General features: G+C 68.6%; 18 protein-coding genes. 6 read left to right on the forward strand and 12 right to left on the reverse strand.

From position 1 onward, the window contains the following. Positions 1 to 143: 143 nt before the first annotated feature. The 3 genes from V5D55_RS04905 to V5D55_RS04915 are packed head-to-tail and all read right to left on the reverse strand — an operon-like array spanning position 144 to position 3,537. Positions 144 to 2,417, reverse strand: a complete 2,274-nt coding sequence (locus V5D55_RS04905; RefSeq protein WP_435748252.1) for a heavy metal translocating P-type ATPase — start codon at positions 2,415 to 2,417, stop codon at positions 144 to 146. Beyond that, the gene (locus V5D55_RS04910) at positions 2,417 to 3,328 is read right to left on the reverse strand and encodes a hypothetical protein (RefSeq protein ID WP_435748254.1); all 912 of its coding nucleotides are present in this window, start codon (positions 3,326 to 3,328) and stop codon (positions 2,417 to 2,419) included. Before V5D55_RS04910 ends, V5D55_RS04905 begins: the two co-directional genes overlap by 1 nt. Then, complete coding sequence (locus V5D55_RS04915; protein WP_435748256.1) at positions 3,325 to 3,537, reverse strand: heavy-metal-associated domain-containing protein; 213 nt, start codon at positions 3,535 to 3,537, stop codon at positions 3,325 to 3,327. Before V5D55_RS04915 ends, V5D55_RS04910 begins: the two co-directional genes overlap by 4 nt. Before the next feature lie 145 nt (positions 3,538 to 3,682). Here V5D55_RS04915 and V5D55_RS04920 point away from each other — a divergent pair, with 145 nt between their 5' ends. Together V5D55_RS04920 and V5D55_RS04925 are read left to right on the forward strand one after the other, a co-directional pair. After that, positions 3,683 to 5,110, forward strand: a complete 1,428-nt coding sequence (locus tag V5D55_RS04920) for an MFS transporter (protein ID WP_435748258.1) — start codon at positions 3,683 to 3,685, stop codon at positions 5,108 to 5,110. A 152-nt stretch (positions 5,111 to 5,262) separates the two neighbouring features. Continuing rightward, positions 5,263 to 6,228, forward strand: a complete 966-nt coding sequence (locus V5D55_RS04925; protein WP_435748260.1) for an NADP-dependent oxidoreductase — start codon at positions 5,263 to 5,265, stop codon at positions 6,226 to 6,228. A 34-nt stretch (positions 6,229 to 6,262) separates the two neighbouring features. On the opposite strand, the gene V5D55_RS04930 is transcribed toward V5D55_RS04925, so the two are convergent. The 5 genes from V5D55_RS04930 to V5D55_RS04950 form a co-directional block, all read right to left on the reverse strand. Continuing rightward, entirely contained in the window at positions 6,263 to 6,934 is a 672-nt protein-coding gene (locus tag V5D55_RS04930) for a GOLPH3/VPS74 family protein (RefSeq protein WP_435748261.1), read from the reverse strand. Positions 6,935 to 7,013: 79 nt separating this feature from the next. Next, positions 7,014 to 7,622, reverse strand: a complete 609-nt coding sequence (locus V5D55_RS04935; protein WP_435748262.1) for a dihydrofolate reductase family protein — start codon at positions 7,620 to 7,622, stop codon at positions 7,014 to 7,016. 63 nt (positions 7,623 to 7,685) lie between these two features. Then, complete coding sequence (locus tag V5D55_RS04940) at positions 7,686 to 8,642, reverse strand: RNA polymerase subunit sigma-70 (protein ID WP_435748263.1); 957 nt, start codon at positions 8,640 to 8,642, stop codon at positions 7,686 to 7,688. Between the two features lie 130 nt (positions 8,643 to 8,772). Beyond that, positions 8,773 to 9,789 (reverse strand): magnesium/cobalt transporter CorA, encoded by a 1,017-nt coding sequence (gene corA, locus V5D55_RS04945; RefSeq protein WP_435748264.1) that lies wholly within the window; start codon positions 9,787 to 9,789, stop codon positions 8,773 to 8,775. A gap of 34 nt (positions 9,790 to 9,823) precedes the next feature. Then, positions 9,824 to 11,104 (reverse strand): serine hydrolase domain-containing protein, encoded by a 1,281-nt coding sequence (locus V5D55_RS04950; protein WP_435748265.1) that lies wholly within the window; start codon positions 11,102 to 11,104, stop codon positions 9,824 to 9,826. Between the two features lie 97 nt (positions 11,105 to 11,201). Between V5D55_RS04950 and V5D55_RS04955 the strand changes: the two genes are divergently transcribed. Both V5D55_RS04955 and V5D55_RS04960 read left to right on the forward strand, forming a co-directional pair. After that, the gene (locus V5D55_RS04955; RefSeq protein WP_435748266.1) at positions 11,202 to 11,516 is read left to right on the forward strand and encodes a DUF2470 domain-containing protein; all 315 of its coding nucleotides are present in this window, start codon (positions 11,202 to 11,204) and stop codon (positions 11,514 to 11,516) included. A gap of 51 nt (positions 11,517 to 11,567) precedes the next feature. Beyond that, a complete protein-coding gene (locus V5D55_RS04960) occupies positions 11,568 to 12,215 on the forward strand; it encodes a heme oxygenase (biliverdin-producing) (RefSeq protein WP_435748267.1) in 648 nt (215 codons plus the stop codon). A gap of 115 nt (positions 12,216 to 12,330) precedes the next feature. Here V5D55_RS04960 and V5D55_RS04965 read toward each other — a convergent pair whose 3' ends face one another. Beyond that, positions 12,331 to 13,752, reverse strand: a complete 1,422-nt coding sequence (locus tag V5D55_RS04965) for an ATP-dependent DNA helicase (RefSeq protein WP_435748268.1) — start codon at positions 13,750 to 13,752, stop codon at positions 12,331 to 12,333. Positions 13,753 to 13,867: 115 nt separating this feature from the next. Between V5D55_RS04965 and V5D55_RS04970 the strand changes: the two genes are divergently transcribed. Continuing rightward, entirely contained in the window at positions 13,868 to 14,938 is a 1,071-nt protein-coding gene (locus V5D55_RS04970) for a hypothetical protein (protein WP_435748270.1), read from the forward strand. A gap of 7 nt (positions 14,939 to 14,945) precedes the next feature. Here the strand turns inward: V5D55_RS04970 and V5D55_RS04975 are convergent, their stop codons facing one another. The 3 genes from V5D55_RS04975 to V5D55_RS04985 form a co-directional block, all read right to left on the reverse strand. Beyond that, entirely contained in the window at positions 14,946 to 16,973 is a 2,028-nt protein-coding gene (locus V5D55_RS04975) for a cytochrome c oxidase assembly protein (RefSeq protein ID WP_435748271.1), read from the reverse strand. Positions 16,974 to 17,095: 122 nt separating this feature from the next. Beyond that, the gene (locus tag V5D55_RS04980; RefSeq protein WP_247624225.1) at positions 17,096 to 17,383 is read right to left on the reverse strand and encodes an HU family DNA-binding protein; all 288 of its coding nucleotides are present in this window, start codon (positions 17,381 to 17,383) and stop codon (positions 17,096 to 17,098) included. Positions 17,384 to 17,689: 306 nt separating this feature from the next. Next, positions 17,690 to 18,271 (reverse strand): TetR/AcrR family transcriptional regulator, encoded by a 582-nt coding sequence (locus tag V5D55_RS04985; protein WP_435748272.1) that lies wholly within the window; start codon positions 18,269 to 18,271, stop codon positions 17,690 to 17,692. Between the two features lie 151 nt (positions 18,272 to 18,422). Between V5D55_RS04985 and V5D55_RS04990 the strand changes: the two genes are divergently transcribed. Next, positions 18,423 to 19,250 carry an alpha/beta hydrolase gene (locus tag V5D55_RS04990; RefSeq protein ID WP_435748274.1) on the forward strand — a complete coding sequence of 276 codons (828 nt, stop codon included), beginning with the start codon at positions 18,423 to 18,425 and terminating at the stop codon, positions 19,248 to 19,250. Positions 19,251 to 19,399: the final 149 nt, after the last annotated feature.

The raw sequence follows: 19,399 nt of genomic DNA on the forward strand, positions 1-19,399 counted from the left end.
CGCGGGGTCCGCGTCGGGAGCGGGCCCGCGTCCCACACGACTGCGGCAGACCGCGAGCAGGATTTCGCAGAACGACGCGAAACTCGCAGAGAACTCAGGCGGATCCTGCGAGTTTCGCGACGTTCTGCGAGCTTTGCGTCCGGTCAGCCCCGCGCGACGCTTTTGAACCCGCGCAGCCTCAGGCTGTTCCCGACCACGAAGACGCTCGACAGCGCCATCGCCGCGCCCGCGAGCATGGGGTTCAGCATCCCGAGTGCCGCGACCGGGATGGCCGCGACGTTGTACGCGAACGCCCAGAACAGGTTCGTCTTGATCGTTCCGAGCGTCTTGCGGGACAACCGGATCGCGTCGACGGCGCTGCGCAGATCGCCACGCACCAGGGTGATGTCGGATGCTTCGATCGCGACATCCGCGCCGGTGCCCATCGCGAGCCCGAGGTCGGCCTGCGCGAGGGCGGGAGCATCGTTGACGCCGTCACCGACCATCGCGACGACCTTGCCCTCCTCCTGAAGGCGGCGGACGACGTCGACCTTGTCGGCGGGAAGCACCTCGGCGGTGACCTCGTCGATCCCGACCTCGGCGGCGATCTGCCGCGCGACCGCCTCGTTGTCTCCGGTGAGCAGGACCGGGGTCAGACCGATCGCCTTCAGCTGGGCGATCGCCTCGGCGCTGGTCGGCTTGACCGTGTCTGCGACGATCAGGATGCCGCGGGCGGCACCATCCCAGCCCACCGCGACGACCGTCTTGCCCTCGCCCTCGGCATCCGCCTTCGCCCGTGCGATCTCGGGACTGAGTCGGATCGACCACTCGGCCAGCAGCGACTCGCGCCCCACCAGCACCGCGTGACCGTCGACGACGCCCTGCACGCCCTTGCCCTCGATGTTCGTGAAGCCGTCGACGACAGGCAGTACACCGACCTCCTGGGTCGCGGCCTTGGCGATCGCCTGTGCGATGGGGTGCTCGGAGGCGTCTTCCAGCGCCCCGGCCAGGCGCAGCAGCTCGGCTCGATCAGTGCCCGGCTCCACGACGGCGTCGACCAGCGTCATCTTCCCCGAGGTGACCGTTCCGGTCTTGTCGAGCACGACCGTGTCGACCTTGCGGGTGGACTCCAGCACCTCAGGGCCCTTGATGAGGATGCCCATCTGCGCACCACGACCGGTGCCGACCAGCAGAGCGGTGGGCGTCGCGAGCCCCAGGGCACACGGGCACGCGATCACGAGCACCGCGACGGCGGCGGTGAAGGCGGCCGCGACCGGGAACCCCGCGCCCAGCCACCCGCCGAGCGCCGCGACCGCGATGACGATCACGATGGGCACGAAGACACCCGAGATCCGGTCGGCCAGACGCTGCACCTCGGCCTTGCCGGTCTGTGCGTCTTCGACGAGCTGCGCCATCTGCGCCAGCTGCGTGTCTGATCCGATGCGCGTCGCCCGCACTATCAGCCGACCACCGACGTTCGTGGTGGCGCCTGTCACCGCATCCCCCGACGCGACTTTGACCGGCACCGACTCCCCCGTCAGCATCGAGGCGTCGACCGCCGACGTGCCCGACACCACGGTGCCGTCTGTCGCGATCTTCTCCCCCGGACGCACGATGAACTCGTCACCGACGCGCAGGTCCTCGACGGGGATCTTGCCTTCGACGGTCTTTCCATTAGCACCGTCGCGCACGACCGACACCTCTTTCGCGCCGAGCTCGAGCAGAGCACGCAGCGCGGCCCCCGCCTGCTTCTTCGAACGCTTCTCGAAGTACCGGCCGGCCAGGATGAACATCGTCACGCCCGCGCCGACCTCGAGGTAGATGTTCGCGGCGCCGTCGGACGGAGCGAGTGCGAACTCGAACGGATGCGTCATCCCCGGAGTCCCGGCCGTGCCGAAGAACAGCGCGTACAGCGACCAGAGGAACGCGGCCGACGTGCCCATCGAGATGAGCGTGTCCATCGTGGCGGCGCCATGCCGGAGGTTCATCCACGCAGCCCGGTGGAACGGCCACGCGGCCCACACGATCACCGGCGCGGCGAGCGCCAGAGACGCCCACTGCCAGTAGGTGAACTGCAGCGCGGGGATCATCGCCATCGCGATGACTGGGATCGTCAGCACGATCGAGCCGATCAGCCGGTGGCGCAGCGAGCGCAGCTCCGGATCAGCGTCGTCGCCGGTCGTGGCGGGCTTCTCCCCCTTCGGCGCTGGCATCACCGCGGTGTATCCGGTCTTCTCGACCTCGGCGATCAGCGCGGCGGGGTCGTATCCCTCCGGCACCATCACCTTCGCCTTCTCGGTCGCGTAGTTCACGGTGGCCGTGACGCCGTCGAGCTTGTTGAGCTTCTTCTCGATCCGCATCGCGCAGGAGGCGCAGGTCATCCCGCCGATCTCCAGCTCGACTCCGGATGCCGCCGCCTGGGGCGCCGAGGTGCTCATCAGTGACCTCCGTGCGCGGCGTCGACGACGAACTCGGCCGTGCGCACCACGCCGTCGACCTGGAAGTCCAGGTACAGCAGGTAGCGGCCCGCGGTCGGGGCCTCGGCGAAGAAGACGATCTCGGGGCCGGCGGTGTCGCCGGCCTTCGGCTCGTCGCCCTCGGCGTGCACGTGCAGGAAGGCGAGATCGCCCTCGCGCAGCGCGACGAGGTGGCCGAAAGCGCCCAGGTAGGGTTCGAGCTCCGTGACGGGCTCACCGTCGCGTGAGATCGTGATCGTCAGTTCACTGGCCGACCCTGCGACGACGTCGCCGTCGAGCGAGACGGTGAAGCCGTCGACCTCGTCGACCTTGCTCGCCTCCGTCGCGACAGGCGTGAAGTCGCCCGCCACCTGGACGATGCGCGAGAGTGTGATGCCCTCACCGTCTGCCGGGGTGAAGTCGGCGAAGACCCGATAGGTTCCGGCATCCGTCCACGCCCATGGCAGCGACCACGTGCCGGTGGACTCGTCGAGCACCGGATGCACGTGCTGGAAGCGGCTCCCATCGGAGCGCGCCACGATCAGATGCAGATCCTTGGCGTGCGCGGTCGTGTACTCGGTCACGGGCTCGCCCTCGGCATCCTGGATCTGGAAGCTCAGCGTGCCTTCTTCACCGACGACAGCCGGCGCTTGGACCGGCGAGAGCACGTAGCCGTCGATGCTGATCGCGAGCCCTTTCAGCGCGCCGGCCAACGCCGGCGCTGCCGAGGTCGACTCCGTCTCGTGTCCTTCTCCATGCCCGTTCATCTCGCTCCCCTTCTCGGATGCCGCCACGATGTCATCCGGCGCCACGGCTGCGGCGATGCCGAACGCACCGCCGAAGGCCACCGCCAGTCCCACTCCGAAGAGGGTCAGCCGCGCGCCGGTCTTCATGAGGCCCGCACCGCCGAATAGCCCGCTTCCTCGACAGCGGCGAGCACCTGCGCGTCGTCGATGTCGGCGGCTCCCGTCACGGCGAGGAACCCGGTCTGGGCGCTCACCTGGATGTCTTCGACGCCCGGGATCTGACCGACCTCTTCGCGCACCGACATCTCGCAGTGTCCGCAGGTCATGCCCGTCACCTGGTACTCGTTCGTCGTCATGTCATCCTCTTTCCGTTCGATACCCCTACCGGGTACTTGGCTCAACCATATACCCCACCTGGGTATTCCGCTACTTCGTCCGCAATACCCCCTGGGGGTATAGGCTGCCACTCGCCGGACAGTCCGGAACACCAGGAGGAATCGCATGTCCCACCCACCCATATCTCCCGCGAAGCGCTGGCTCGGCCTCGTGCTGATCGCCACGGCGCAGTTCGTCGTCATCATGGATACCTCGATCATCGGGGTCGCTCTTCCCGACATCCAACGGGAGCTCGGCTTCACTCCGGAATCGCTGTCCTGGGTGTTCAACGCCTACGTGGTCGCGTTCGGCGGACTGCTCCTGCTCGGCGGTCGCCTCGCCGACGTCTTCGGCGCCCGCAAGATCTTCGTGCTCGGCTGGATCATCTTGATCGCCGGATCGATCCTCGCCGGAGCCGCCGGTAACGTCGGGCTCGAGATCACCGGTCGCGCCATCCAGGGCGCCGGGTCCGCACTGATCGCCCCCGCGGCCCTGACCCTGCTCATGATGCTCTTCGGCGGCACGTCCGGCCTTCCGAAGGCGTTCGCCGTGTACGGCGCTGCCGCACCGATCGGCGGCACCGCCGGCGTCTTCCTCGGCGGGGTCCTCACCGAGTACGTGAGCTGGCCGTGGGTGTTCTACGTCACGGTCCCGATCGCCCTGTTCGTCCTCGCCTTCACCGCGACCGCGCTGCCTCGCACGGTTCGGAAGGCGGCAGGGTCGATCGACATCGGCGGCGCCCTCACCGCGACCGCCGGACTCGCCGCCGTCGTCTACGCCGTGGTCAACGCACCCGAGGTGGGCTGGCTCACCTGGTCCACCCTCGGGCTCCTGACCGGCGGCACCGTGCTGCTGGTGATCTTCTTCCTCATCCAAGCGCGCAGTCGGAACCCGCTGCTTCGGCTGGGCCTGCTGCGCATGCCGATGCTCGGCGCCGCGAACGGCGCCCAGCTCATGCTCGGCGCCGCCTGGGTCTCGATGTGGTTCTTCCTGAACCTCTACCTGCAGCAGGTGCTCGGCGCGAGCGCATTCGCCGCCGGAGCCGCACTGCTCCCGATGACCGGACTGGTCGTCCTCGTCATGGTCGCGCTGGCACCGCGACTCCAGGCGCGATTCGGCGCCAAGTCCCTGATCGTCAGCGGCCTTCTGCTCCTGGCGCTCGGACTCGCCTGGCTCGCGTTCGTCCGCCCCGACGGCACCTACGCGGTCGATGTCCTGCCCGCATCGCTCGTCGCGGCGCTCGGCATGTCGCTGGCGTTCGTGCCCTCACTCGGCACCGCCATCAACGCGGCGCCCCCGGCGGAGACGGGTGTGGCTTCGGGGCTGGTGAGCACGAGCTACCAGATCGGATCCGCACTCGGCCTCGCCGCCCTCACTGCCATCGTCTACGGCATCTCGGGCACGGATCCGTCCCGCGCGGAACTGACCCAGGGGTACTCGGCCGCCTTCCTCGGCGCCGCGATCCTCGCCTTCGTCGGAGCCGTGGTGACGGGCATCGCGATGAGGAAGCCGCGGTCATCCGCGCGGACGTCGACGCACTCCGTCGCGGCCTGACGCCGCGATACGCGGGGCCCACCGAGCAGGCAGGCGCGGTGGGCCCCGCGCCTGTTCGAGGTGCTGGGCGGAGAGGAGAGGGTGGAGTGAATCATGCTGACAGAACGGGATGCAGCGCGACCTGAGTATCAGCCGGCTCGTAGGCTGAACCCATGACCCCCGGATCGACGGATGCCGTATCTCGACGCGTCGTGTTCCACCGGTTCGGCGGTCCCGAGGTGCTCGAGATCGAGCACCGGCCCGTTCCCGTCCCGGCACCTGGCGAGGTCCTCGTCCGCGTGGCGGCGGCGGGCGTGAACCCCGTGGACTGGAAGCTCTTCAGCGGCCAGCCGATGCACGACCCCTACGAGCGACACCTGCCCTCGGGGAACGGCTACGACTTCTCGGGCGTGATCGAGGGTCTCGGCGATGAGGTGACGGGCTGGGCGATCGGCGACCGGGTGTTCGGCGGCCTCCGGTATCACGCGCAGGCCGACCACCTCGTGATCGATCCCACCCAGCTCGTCCGGGTGCCCGACGGGCTTCCTCTCGTCGTGGCCGGCGCGCTCAACGTCGTCGGGCGCACGGCGATGGCGAGCGTCGAGTCACAGGACATCGGCGCAGACGACGTCGTGCTGGTGGGCGGAGCCGCCGGCGGCGTCGGCATCCTCACCGCCCAGCTCTGCGTCCTGCGCGGCGCGCGCGTCCTCGGCACGGCCAGCCCACGCAACCACGCGCTGCTGCGCCGACTCGGCATCCGCCCTCTCGCCTACGGCGACGGTCTCGCCGATGCCGTCCGCGCAGCGGCTCCCGCCGGGCTGACCGCTGTCCTCGACACGGTCGGGCACGGCACGGTCGACCTCGCGCTGTCGCTGAGTGTGCCGACGGATCGCATCAACACCGTCGCCGACTACGAGGCCCGCGCCCGGCATTCCGTCCGGGGCGTCGGCGGGGCGAGCGCCGGTGTCGACGAGCTCGCTGCGATCGCGCGGCTGCTCGCCGACGGGAGCATCGAACTGCCGATCGACTCGGTGCATCCGCTCGAAGACGCTCGTATCGCGTACGAACGATCGATCGCCGGACATGCGACCGGGAAGATCGTGATCGCCCCGGTCGCTCCGGCGGCGATCGGCGCCTAAAGGCGATCCGCCTCCGGAGGGCCCGCAGAAGGGATCAGCCCGTAGTCGTCGCCACGATGACCGGCGTCATGGCCGCCATCAGGGCGGCGGCGACCGCCGTGTTCACCGCCTTCGCGACGGCGTCGCCCGCTGCGGAGCCCGCGGCCAGCTGCTCGATCCGCTTCTTCAGCTGACCGGCGGATGCCCCGCCCGCCTCGTTGCGCAGGATCGAATGCGCCGCATTCATGCCCTGCAGGATCGCGAGCAGCGTCAGATCAGCCTCCGTCGGGGCGGCGGAACCCGCGAGCACGGCGGTGAGACGCGAGCGCAGCAGCATCTCCGGTCCGGGGTCGGACTCCGGCGTGCGCTGCGCGCCCCATCCGAAGAAGCCGCGCTCTCCGCGCACGAGCACGCGCTGCGCGACGAGCGAGTCGACGACCTGCTCGAGCGGGTCGAGCTTCGAGCGCATCAGCAGCGACTGCAGCCGCTTGCCGGTCAACGGCGTCAGGCGGACGAGCGTGGCGTCGAGCACGGGATTGCCCGTCGGCTCGGTGGAGACCACCTGGACGGCCGCGTTCTTCTCCGCGGTCACGATGACCCGCCCATGCAGCGCGAGGTCGGCGATGACCGCCCCGATCGCTCCGAACAGACGGTGCACGCTCGCCGCACTCTCGACCCGCCCGTCCGACCGTGTCAGCAGCAGGTGCAGTTCCTCGACGATCAACATGGCATTCACGATACGTACGACGGATGCCGTCGGCATCCCCCGCGCGGCGGACATCAGCAGGGCCCGCCGCACGGGCAGGTCACCGCACGGCGTAGCGGAGCTGCACGTTGGACGAGTCATCGAACGAGCGGGTCTCGTGCAGTTCGAGCTGCGCCGGCGTCGTGAACGCGGGTATCCCCGAGCCGAGGGTGTTCGGACTGATCATGAGGTGGAACTCATCGACCAGGCCCTCCGCGAGGAGGACGTTCCAGAGCACCGGACTGGCGAAGACGACGATCGCGCCGTCGCCCATCTCCTTCGCCTCGCGCACCCACCCGGCGACAGCGTCGCGGGAGATCACCGTGGTGCTGTCGTGCCAGGCGTTCGCCGGATCGATCGCCCCCCGGTCGCTCACGACGACCTTGGGAAGCCGGTTGAACGCGCGACTGATGGCCCGATTGACCTCGTCGAGCGCGCGCCCTTCCGGGCTGTCCGGATCAGACGGCGCTGGGGCGTCGGCGACCGACGGCCAATAGCTGCTGAACCCGTCGAAGGAGTCGCGCCCCAGCAGCACGACCGCGGCTGACTCGATGCTCTCGAGGTTGGCACGATCGAAGGAGCCGTCCATCTGCAGGACGAGCGGGTTGCCGTCGGCCGCAGCGATGAAGCCGTCGAGGGACACGATGTTGTTGACGATGAGCGTGCGCATGATGCGCTCCTTCCGGTGATGAGAACTTCCGTCATCGGGTAGGAGACGCACCCGCGATCGAATTCATCGGTGGATGCCGGATTCGTCCGGAACCGGCCACCCGTCGACCAGCCCCGGGTCGATGAACGTCGCGAGCCAGCGCACCATGCCGCCCTCGATGTGCAGCACCATGACCGCACCCTTCCGGTAGGAACCGTCGTGCTGCTGGTAGCCGAGCAGGGCGGGGTGGCCGTTCACCAGGCCCAGGTCCGTGACTCTCCACGGTGTCGCGAGCACACGGTCGGAGAGGAACGCCAGAACGTCGGCCCGGCCGTCGAACCAGGCCGGCAGCGGAGGCATCGTGAAGCGCACGTCGTCGGCCAGCAGGGAGCGGATAGCCGCGACGTCACCCGCGGTGAAGGCGGTGGCGAACGCCGCCGCGGCGGCACGGTCGTCGGGGGTCGGCGCCGTGGTCACCTGTCCGTCCGAACGTCGAAGGGTCTCCCTGGCGCGCTGCAGTGCGCTGTGGACGGCGGGCGGTGTCGTCTCCAGCAGCTCGGCGATCTCGGCGGCGGAGTAGGCCAGCGCCTCCTTGAGCACGATCGCCGCCCGCTGGAGCGCCGGGAGCTGCTGCAGAGCCGCGATCCAGGCGAGCTCGATGTGCTCGCGGCGCAGGGCCGCAGCAACGGGGTCCGGGTCTTGGAACGGCGCGACCCATGGGCCGGGAAGCGGCTCTCCGATTCCACCGTCAGGACGCCGGGCCGACTCCGCATCCCACGACAGCAGCCGGGGTCCGCGCTTCTCGGCCACGCGCAGGGCCGCGTTCGTCGTGATCCGGTAGAGCCAGGCCCGGAGCGCCGTCCGATCACGGAGGCCGTCGAGCCCGCGCCACGCGGCGATCAGTGCCTCCTGCACGGCGTCTTCTGCCTCAGTGGTGCTGCCGAGCAGGCGGTAGGCGTGCACCGTGAGCTCGCGGCGCAACGGGGCCACGAGCTCTTCGAACGACGGCTCGGACTCGTCTTCTCTCACGACCTCGCTCATCCTCGTCTCACCCCTCACGGAACGAAGGAGAGATCCCTGAATGAAGGGTGCTGTCGCAGCATCCGTCCTTCATTCAAGTTTTCCGCCTTCCGAACGGGAGCCCGACAGCACCGCCGCCGAGGGCTCACCGCTACAGCCAGCCCTTGCGCTTGAACACGGCGTACAGGCCGACGCCCATCACGATCATGAGGCCGATCGCCATCGGGTACCCGAGCACCCAGTGCAGCTCGGGCATGTGGTCGAAGTTCATGCCGTAGACGGTGCCGACGAGCGTCGGGGCGAACAGGATCGCGGCCCATCCGGAGATCTTCTTGACCTCGTCGTTCTGGCGGATGCTGAGCTCCGTCATCCGACGCATCTCCTCGTTCTGCCGACGCGCCACGATCGTGGACTCGACGGTCAGCGCGTTGTCCAGCACGGTGCGAAAGGTGGTCGCCCGGTCGGACACCCGCAGCGTGTGGTCGAGGACGTCGCGCAGGTACTTCTGCAGCTCCTCGCTCACGCGGTACTTGTCGGACCCGCGCAGCAGCGCCTCCAGCATCCCCGACAGCGGTTGGGTCGCCCGCTGGAAGTCGATGACCTCCCGGCCGAGGTCGTAGATGCGCTGTGTGGCATCCACGTCTTCCTCGAACAGCTGGCTCTCGATCTCGTCGATGTCGTTCTCGAGGCCGGCGAGCACGGGGGTGTACTCGTCGACGACCTCGTCGAGGATGGCGTACAGCACCGCCTCCGGTCCATGCCGGAGCAGGTCCGCATCGCCCTCGAGCCGACGCCGCACGCGGCCGAGGTCTGGCGACTCGGCATGCCGGATGGTGACGACGAAGTCGGGGCCGACGAGCACGTGCACCTCGCCGAACTCCACCTCCTCGACGTCGTCGAGATAGCGCGCGGGCCGCAGCACCATGAACAGCACATCGCCGTAGCGCTCGAGCTTCGACCGCTGATGACCGGCGAGCGCGTCTTCCACCACGAGGGCATGGATGCCGAACTCCTCCGCGACCTCGCGGATCTCGGCCTCGCTCGGACGGTACAGCCCGATCCAGCTCATCCCGCCGCGCTCGCGCATGCGCTCGAACGTCTCGCTCAGGCTCTGCGGATTCTCCGTGCGACGACCGTCGACGTAGATCGCGTTGTCGATGATCGCCATCGTCGCCCCTCTCGGGCTGTTCGAACGGTGGAGGTCACTCCACGGGCGGGGCCACGCAGGCGATCGCGGACTTGGTGATCGAGTCGTGGTACTCCTCAGCCGTGAAGGGCAGCCCGAACTCGGGGACCGTCTCGCCCGATGCTGCCGGAGCCTTCGACGCGATCGCCGCGAGCTCCCAGGAGAGTCGCTGGGCGAAGGAAGCACCGAGGGTGGAGTCGTTCAGGACGACGGCCACCGTGAAGCCGGTCTCGGGGTCGGAGTACGCCGCCGTCGCGTAGCCGGGGGTCCAGCCCTGCTGGCCGACCAGCGATCCGACGAGGTACCCGCCACCGGTCGCCTGATACCAGGACGGCGACTTTGCGCTCACCGGGAGCGGGGCGCCGAAGCGATCCGGGGTGTCCTTGGTGCGGAGCACCTGCTTGGCCTCGGCCTGCGCGTAGCGCCCCAGATCGGAGATCGTCGAGACCACCCCGGAGTCGGTGAAGCCGGAACTGGCGGAGAGTTTGGTGATGTCGACCGGGGCGGCGCAGTTGTACCCGCCCTCGACCGCGTTCAGATGATGCCCCTTCAGCACGGGTCCGTCGGACGGAGCGGCCGGGGCAGAGCCGGGCAGCGAGGTCCCGGTCAGATCGAGCGGCTCGGTGACGTACTCGGCGATCAGCTCGGATGCCGTCATCCCGCTGGCGCGCTCCAGCGCGAGACCGAGGAGGAGGTAGCCCGAGTCCGAATCCCGGAACGTCGTGTGGGCAGGCACGCGGTCGCGGCCCAGGCCGAAGCCCGCGAGCTCGAGCGGCGCCCAGACGCGCTCCGGCGTGTTCAGCCAGGCAGCTTTGACCGTTGCCTCGGAGGACCCGGCGCCACTGGTGCCGTTGCACAGGTCGAGGAGCGTGACGTCCTTCATGTCGGCGACACCCGAGACGTACTTCGGGATCTTGGCGTCGAGCTTGACCGTGCCCTCGTCGGCGAGCGCATACAGCACGTCGCACGTCATCAGTCGGGTCACGTCCGCGATGCGGAACGACATGTCGGTGTCGACCTCTCCGCCCTCACGATCCTGGGTGCCGACACCGGTCACCCAGCTCCCGCTCCACGGCACCCACACGCCCACGATGGCGCCGGAAGCGCCGGACGAGACCAGGGCGTTGTCGACGGCAGCCTGCATCGCCGCGACCGTGTCATCCGGCAGCGCGCCGTCGACCTGGGCGGGTGGCGTGTACGTGAAAGTGTCCTCGCCGGCACAGCCGGTGAGGACGAGACCGAGAAGCGCCGCACCGGCCGCTGCGGCGCGCCACCGGCGCGACGAGAGAAGTTGCATGGAAAGAACCCCCGAAGACGTGTCTCCCGAGTCTAGAACGCGGATGCTGAAAGTCGGCACTGTGCGTGCGCTGGATGCACAGCCGTAGGGTGTGAGAGTGCCCCACATCTTCGATGCCGACGTGATCACCGCAGTCCTCCGACACATGAACGGCGACCACACGGACGACAACCTCCTCATCGCGCGCGCCTTCGCCGAGCCCGCGGATGCCGAGATCACGGATGCCGTGATGACCGGGTTCGACGGCGACGCCGGCGTATGGGAGGTCACCCGCGACGGAGCGGCGACCGAGCTGCGGGTCTCGTGGCCCGGCGGCCCCATCTCCGACCGGCCCGCCGTGCGCCGTGAGGTCGTCGCCGTGTACGACGCGGCCTGCGCCCGGCTCGGAATCGAACCGCGACCGCACGCGTGACCTGCGACATCCGGCTTTCGCACAAGGTTAGGTAAGCCTTACACTGATCTCATGTCCGAGATCCTCTCCTTCTCCGCAGCCCTGCGCGAGCGCTCCTCCGGCTCGCACTCCCGCAGCGAGGGCGCCGGCTTCATGTCCGACCTGATGAAGGGCGAGGGCTCGCGCGAGGACTACATCTCACTGGTCGCGCAGCACTACTTCATCTACGACGCCCTCGAAGGAGCAGGCGAGCGGATGCGGCAGGACCCGGTGGCATCCGTCTTCCTCAGCGACAAGCTCACGCGACTGCCCGCCCTCGAGGCCGACCTGGAGTTCCTCCTCGGCGCCGACTGGCGGGAGCGGATCACGCCGCTCCCCACCACACAGCGTTACGTCGAGCGCATCCGACAGGTCGGGGCGACCTGGGCCGGCGGCTTCGTCGCGCACCACTACACGCGCTACCTCGGCGACCTCTCCGGAGGCATCTTCATCGGCCGCGTGATGGCCCGCCGCTTCGGTTTCGAGACCAACGGCATCGGCTTCTACCTGTTCGACGACATCGCCGACCCGTCGGCGTTCAAGGACGTCTACCGCGAGCAGCTCGATGCCGCGCCGTGGGACGACGCCGAGCGCGAGCGCGTGATCGCCGAGGTGCTCCTCGCTTACCGCTTCAACACCGAGCTCTTCGAAGACCTCGATCGGGCACGCACCGCCGCGTGATCCTTCGTCTCGCTGCGCTCGCTCAGGAACCGCGAGGGTCGCTGCGCTCGCTCAGGAACCGCGAGGGTCGCTGCGCTCGCTCAGGAACCGCGAGGGTCGCTGCGCGTGTCGTGGCTCAGGCCGTCGGGAGTTCCGGCGTTGACTTCGCGAGCCACGCCTCCCTCATGAAGCGCCGTACATCCTCATCCACGCGGATGTCGGTCGGGCGGAGCGCACGCGACAGGTACAGCCCCTCCAGCGATGTCAGCCGGCTGAGCGCCACGTAGGTCTGGCCGGGAGCGAATGCCCCGGAGCCCAGGTCGATGATCGCGCGCTCGTAGGTCTTGCCCTGCGACTTGTGGATGGTGACCGCCCACGCGAGGCGCAGCGGGAACTGCGTGAACTCCGCGACGACGTCGCGGGACAGCTTCTTCGTGCTCTGGTCATACGCGTAGCGGAACCGTTCCCAGACCGCGGGTTCGACGTCGACCTCCTCGCCGTCGATGTCGACGCGCACCGCGCTGCCGAGGATGCGGATCACGGTGCCGATCGTGCCGTTCACCCAGCGCGGCGGCTCCCCCGCCATCGAGGTGTCGTTGCGCAGGAACATCACCTGCGCACCGACCTTGAGCTTCAACTCGGACTCGGCGGGCAGAGATGCCTCGCCGCGACCGAAGTCGCCGCTGACCTCGGCCCTCGCCGTCTGCTCCTTGCCGGGCAGGGCGTTCAGGTGCTGGCTGTTGATCTTGTTGACGATGTCGTTGCGGGTCGCGAGCGTGATCATCGGCACTTCGCCGGGCTCCGGATCCGGGGGCGTGCGGGCGCCCTGCGAGTTCAGCACGCCCGCGATCTCGGCGGTGACACGGCCGTATCGCACGGCGTTGAGCATCGCCTTGAAGCCGTCGTCGGACTGCCGGTGGATGTTGACGAGTTCGCGCACGTGCAGTTCGGCCCTGGTGTCGACCTCGAACAGTCCGGCCTGATCGGACGAGCCGTAGCCGTGGGCCTCGGCCCTGGTTCCCGAGCCGGTCCACGGACCCGCCCACACCTTCGCGTCGAAGAACCAGAACGAGCGGTAGTGATCCTGCACGTACCGGGCCTCATCGCCCCGCGGCGGCACCGGCGCCAGCTGGTAGGGATCACCGAACATGACCACCTGCACGCCGCCGAACGGCTCCCCGCGCCGGCCGCGCGCCTGACGCAGCGACCGGTCGATCGCATCCATCAGATCGGCGTTCACCATCGAGATCTCGTCGATCACCAGCGTCTCGATCGAGTTCAGGATGCGGCGGGTCGCATCGTTCTGATCGATGTCGGCATCACCGATGAGACCGATCGGCAGGCGGAAGAGCGAATGGATCGTCTGACCTTCCACGTTCAGCGCGGCGACACCGGTCGGCGCACAGATCGCGATCTGCTTCTTCGTGTTCCACGCGAAATGCTGCAGCAGCGTCGACTTCCCGGTACCGGCGCGGCCGGTGATGAAGACGTGCTCGCCGGTGTCCTCGATGAGCCGGAACAGCTCTTGCTGCTCTTCGGACAGGGCGGGAAGGGACACGATTCTCACAGGGGGCAGCGGTCGGACACGGGCGCTCACCCATGCTACGTCCCGGCGTCCGTCCACGATCGGCGACGCTCGGCGTCGTCTCAGGACGCCCTTCTAGACTGACGCCATGCAGCAGGTGGAGACGAAGGTGCCACGGCGCGCCCGTCTCGGTGCCGATCTGGCGATGCTCGCCGTCGTCGGCGTCCTGCTCGTCGCGGCCCTCGGAGCCGGTGGTCTGACGCTCTACCAGCAGTTCTACGGCCCCTCCGCGTTCGTCTCGCGCTACCTCGACCTGCTCTCGTCCGGCCGCGCGGCCGACGCGCTGCGTGTTCCGGGCGTCGCCGTCGACCGGGAGACCCTCGACGAGGCCGGCATCGACATCGCGGCATCCGAGGCCATGCTGCGCCACGACGCCCTCTCCCCCTTGACCGACGTGCACATCGAGTCGGAGAAGCCCGCAGACGGCAAGATCGCCGTCACCGTGAGCTACGAGGCGGGCGGGCACGCAGGCACCAGCACCTTCCTCGTCGAGCAGGACGGCTGGGCGGGCGTGACGCCGAACTGGCGCTTCACCAAGAGTCCCCTGGCCGTCGTCGACCTCACCGTGCGAGGTGCGGACCAGTTCGCGGTCAACGGTTTCGAGGTCGACCGGCGACAGGTCTCGGCCGCGGGAGCCACCGCCGCCCCACTCGACCCGCTGCCCCTCCTCGTGTTCACACCCGGGCTGTACTCGGTCACCGTCGACACCCCCATCGCGGAGTCGTCCGGCACCGGCGTGCTCGCCGACACTCCGCTCGCGATCACACCGCTCGATCTCCAGACGGAGCCGACCGACGAGTTCGTGGACGTCGTGCAGAAGCGGGTCGAGGAGTTCCTCACCGAGTGCACGACCCAGGAGGTCCTGCAGCCGACCGCCTGCCCCTTCGGCCTCCAGGTGGTGAACCGCATCACTTCGCCGCCGAAGTGGTCGATCGCGAAGCAGCCGGATGTCGCCGTCGCCCCGGACGGCGGATACTGGCAGATCCCGGCGGCGGATGCCGTCGCTCACGTCGAGGTGGAGATCCAGTCGCTGTTCGACGGGTCGGTCGAGCCGGTCTCGGAGGACGTCCCGTTCCAGGTGAACGGCACGATCCGCATCCTGCCCGACGGCTCGGCATCCATCAGGGTGGGGTCTCCCGGGGAACCCGCCGAGGACTGAACGGGCCCTAGCGGCTCTCGCGCTGGCGGCTCTCTCGCTCGGCGGCGCGCAGGTCGCGCTCGGCGAGAGCGGCGAGCTTGGCGTTGTACTCCTCCAGCTCGGCATCGCCCGTGCGATCGGCGTTGCGGTCGCTCCGGCGCTGCAGCTTGGTGTCGTCCCTGCTCCACTGGATGGCGACCGTGATCGCCAGGATGAGGGTCGGGATCTCGCCGATCGACCAGGCGATGCCCCCGCCGATGTACTGATCCTCGAGCGGCGACGGCCCCCACGTTCGACCCATCGCGCCGAACCAGTCGGCGACCATGAGCCCCTCCTGCATCATGATCGCGATGCCGAAGAACGCGTGCATCGCCATGATCGCGATCAGGGTGATGAGACGGCCGGGATACGGAAGCCGATAAGGAACCGGGTCGACGCCGATCAGGCTCATCACGAACAGGTAGCCCGAGAGCAGGAAATGGATGACCATCCACTCGTGGCCCAGGTGCTCGTACATCGACCAGCGCACCAGATCGGTGAAGTAGAACGCCCAGAGCGACAGGATGAAGATCGCCGCCGCCACGAACGGATGCGTCACCACGCGGGCGAACGGCGAGTGCACGGCCCACATGATCCACTCGCGGCCGCCGCGCGTGCCATCGTCGCGCTTATGGATGGCGCGCAGCGCGAGCGTGATCGGCGCACCCGAGACGAGCAGCAGCGGGATCGCCATGGAGAGCATCATGTGCCCCATCATGTGCACGCTGAACAGGTACTCCTGGTACGCGTTGATCGGGCCGCTCGTGACCCAGAACAGCATCAGCATGCCGAGCACCCAGAACACGGTGCGGTGGATCGGCCAGCGATCGCCCCGACGATGCAGGCGGGCGACGCCGACGAGGTAGAAGAGGAGGCCGAATCCGACGGCGACGAGCCAGAGCACATCGAAGCTCCACGCCGAGAACCAGCGGTCGAGCGTGAACTCCGGCGGGAGGGTGGTGCCGGTCAGGATCTGTGCAGGCGTCTGCGCGAAGGTCACACTCTCGCCGGTCGGCGGAGGCGTGCGGGCGAGAGCGGCGGCAGCGCCGGATGCGAGACCCATGAGCGCGACCTCGCCGAGCACGAGCATCCAGAACCAGCGGGTCGCGCGTGCGCCCTCGAGCTTCGGGATGAGGCGCGTGCGGTACCAGGCGCCGAGCGCGCCCATGCCGACGAGCAGTACGACCTTGGCGAGCACGATCGCGCCGTAGGGGGTGGTCCACAGCGCATCCCAGGTTCCGACGGCGACGATCGAGCGGGTGACACCCGACAACGCGACGACCGCGAAGGCCGCGATCGCGAGGGTCGAGTAGCGGGCCACCAGCCGCGGCATGTCGACGTCGCCGCGGCCGCGCAACAGCACGAGGAGCAGCAGCCCGCCCAGCCAGACGGCCGCGCCGATCGTGTGCAGCAGGATCGAGTTCACGGCGATGTTGTGGCCGGCGAGATCGCCCGCGTGACCCTGCGTGGCCAGAGGGAGGAAGGATGCTGCGGCGAGCCCGGCCGTGATGAGCGTCGGAGTCCAGGTGCGCCAGGCGAAGGCGAGCACCGTGATCACCGCGCCGAAGATGGTGGTGATGAGCCAGGACTGGCCGATCGGAAGCTCCAGCAGGAAACGGCCGAGCTGGGCGCCGAACTCCCGCTCGAGGCTGAGCTTCGGACTGAACGCCGCCATGAACGCGAAGAATCCGGCGAGACCGGATGCGACGGTGAAGACGGCCGCCCCCACGGAGGCGATGTTGAGCGCCGAGTCGAACGGCCGCTCGCCGGCCTTCAGCGCGAACAGCGCCAGCACGAGGGAGCCGAGCATCGCGGCCCCAGCGAGATTCATGACCATCTTCGCGATGGGCGTGCCCCAGAGCACGAGGGCTCCCGGATCTTGCAGCAGGGGGGCCTTCGCGCCCCCGCCGACGAGCAGTGCCAGCACGATGGCGATCCCCGAGGCGATGAGGAGGATCGCGATCCCGGCGACGCGATACGCCGAGGACCGGGTCGTCGTCGCGGCGCGGGAAGTCACCCCTCCAGCCTAAGCCGCGGCATCCGTCCTCCAGACCGAGCTCACCCGGGCGGGCGGACCGAGGCGGCAACGCAGAAGGCCGCCCCCTGGAACAGGGAGCGGCCTTCGTGAGGTGCGTCGAATTACTTGACGGCAGCCTTGAGCTTGGAACCAGCGGTCACCTTGACGCGCTTGCCGGCCGGGATCTTGATCTCGGCGCCGGTCTGCGGGTTGCGGCCGGTGCGTGCAGCGGTGTCGACCTGCTCGAACGAGATCCAGCCCGGGATCGAGACCTTGCTGCCCTTGGCAACAGCGTCGGAGACCGTGGAGAACAGCGCGTCGAGGACACCGGAGACGGTGGCCTGGCTCTGACCCGTGGCGCTTGCGATGCTCGCGACGAGCTCGGTCTTGGTGATGGACTTGTCAGCCATGTCACTCCTCCAGCGACGAGATCCCGTCGCATCGTTGTAGGTGTACGGAGCGGATGCTCCTGGTCTTGCGACCGCCTCGAATGTATCAATCACCGCCCACATTTCCGCGTCATTTCGCGGGTTTTGGGCAATTACTGGGCGTGTCACACCACTTTCGTCACTCCAGTCACAGGTTTCAGCCGGTTTCAGGGGTCCGCGGCGTCGTTGCGGAGGAGATCCGCGCACGGGAGGGCGCACGCCGCGGCATCCGTCCTGCGTACTGCAGATCTCCTCCGGAAGGTGATCAGTGCGCCCGAGAATAGGGGCTCAATGCGCCCGATGCCCGTCGACCACCGCGCGGGCGGTGCGCTCGAAGGCCGGCGACACCCGGGCCTCGCCGTCGAGATAGCCTCCGACGAGTGCCGCGTCGCGGAGCAGGACGAGGGATGCCGCGACATCGGCCGGGCGTTCGAGTCCCGCAGCCTCCGCGGCGGACTGCAGGGTCGAGCGGAACCACTCGCGGTGTTCTCCGATGAGCTGCCGCACGGCACCCCGGGCATCCGGATATTCGGCAGCCGCGTTGATGAACGGGCAGCCGCGCGTGTGGCGCTGTCGGATGTCGGCCGCGATTCCGTCGATCACCAGATCCAGGAGGTCGGCCGGCTCGGCTCCGGATGCCGCGGCGGCGGCGAACATCTCCCGCAGCATCTCGTCCTCACCGGAGAGGTAGGCGAGCACGAGGTTCTCCTTGCCGCCGAACTGTTTGTACAGCGTGGCACGGGTCACCTCGGCTTCCTCGATGACGCGGTCCACGCCGACCGCATGGATGCCCTCCTCGTAGAAGAGCCGCGTGGCGGCATCGAGCAATCGCGCGCGGGCGGGGCTGGGTCGCTTCGTCGTGGTGTTCATGGTCTCTCCTCTCATCGTCGCATCCGATCCGCCGCATCCGAATGGCGACTTCCATCAATTTCCAGAAAGTACTTGCAGTAGATAGAACGTTCGGTCTACTATCACTGTACGGCAACCGCACAGGGCGGGGCCAGAAACCGGAGAAGAAATCATGAACAGCACCGAGAAGACCCCGATCGTCCTGATCCACGGCCTGTGGATGACGCCGACGAGCTGGAACACGTGGGCCGAGCGATTCCGCGCGAAGGGGCACGAAGTCATCGTCCCCGGATGGCCCGGCATCGACGACCGCACGGTCGAAGACATCCGTCGCAATCCGGCCGCGCTCAAGGGCATCGGCCTGAAGCAGATCACCGACCACTACGAGCGCATCATCCGCGCCCTCCCGGTGAAGCCGATCATCATGGGCCACTCGTTCGGCGGAGTCATCACCCAGATGCTCGCCGACCGGGGATTGGGCGTCGCCTACGTCGGCGTCGCTCCCGGACAGACCGCCGGCGTCACCGCTCTCCCGCTCTCCACCCTCTGGACCGGCACGCCGATCCTCTCCAACCCCTTCGGCCGCAACGGCGCCAAGCCGCTGTCGAAGCGCCACTTCCACTTCACCTTCGGCAACGACCTGCCCCGCGCAGCATCCGACCTGCTCTGGGAGGAATACGCCGTGAACTCCTACAACCGGGTGTTCTTCGAGGGGGTCGCCTCGGTACTGAACGAGAAGGGTGGTGTCACCCACGTCGACTACGCCCGCGCCGATCGGGCCCCGCTGCTGCTGATCGCCGGCGAGATCGACCACGTCGTGCCGCCGACCATCGTGCGCGCGATCGAGAAGAAGTACCGCTCGACCGGCAGCCCCGCGATCGTCGAGCGCAAGGAGTACGCCGGCCGCACGCACCGGCTCGTCAGCCAGGACGGCTGGGAGGAGATCGCCGACGAGGCTCTCGCCTGGGCGGAGGCGCACGCGACAGCATCCGTGGTCTGATGCCGGGGCGCTGCGCGCCGGGCCGCCGCCCTTCGGGAGGAGATCTGCATTCGGGAGGGCCGAATTCTGAAATCCGCCCTCCCGAGCGCAGATCTCCTCCGGAAAACAGGGGATGCTGCGCACGCACCACCGCCACCGCACACGCAAAA

Source organism: Microbacterium sp. PMB16 (genome assembly GCF_051294855.1).
Classification (GTDB): Bacteria; Actinomycetota; Actinomycetes; order Actinomycetales; family Microbacteriaceae; genus Microbacterium.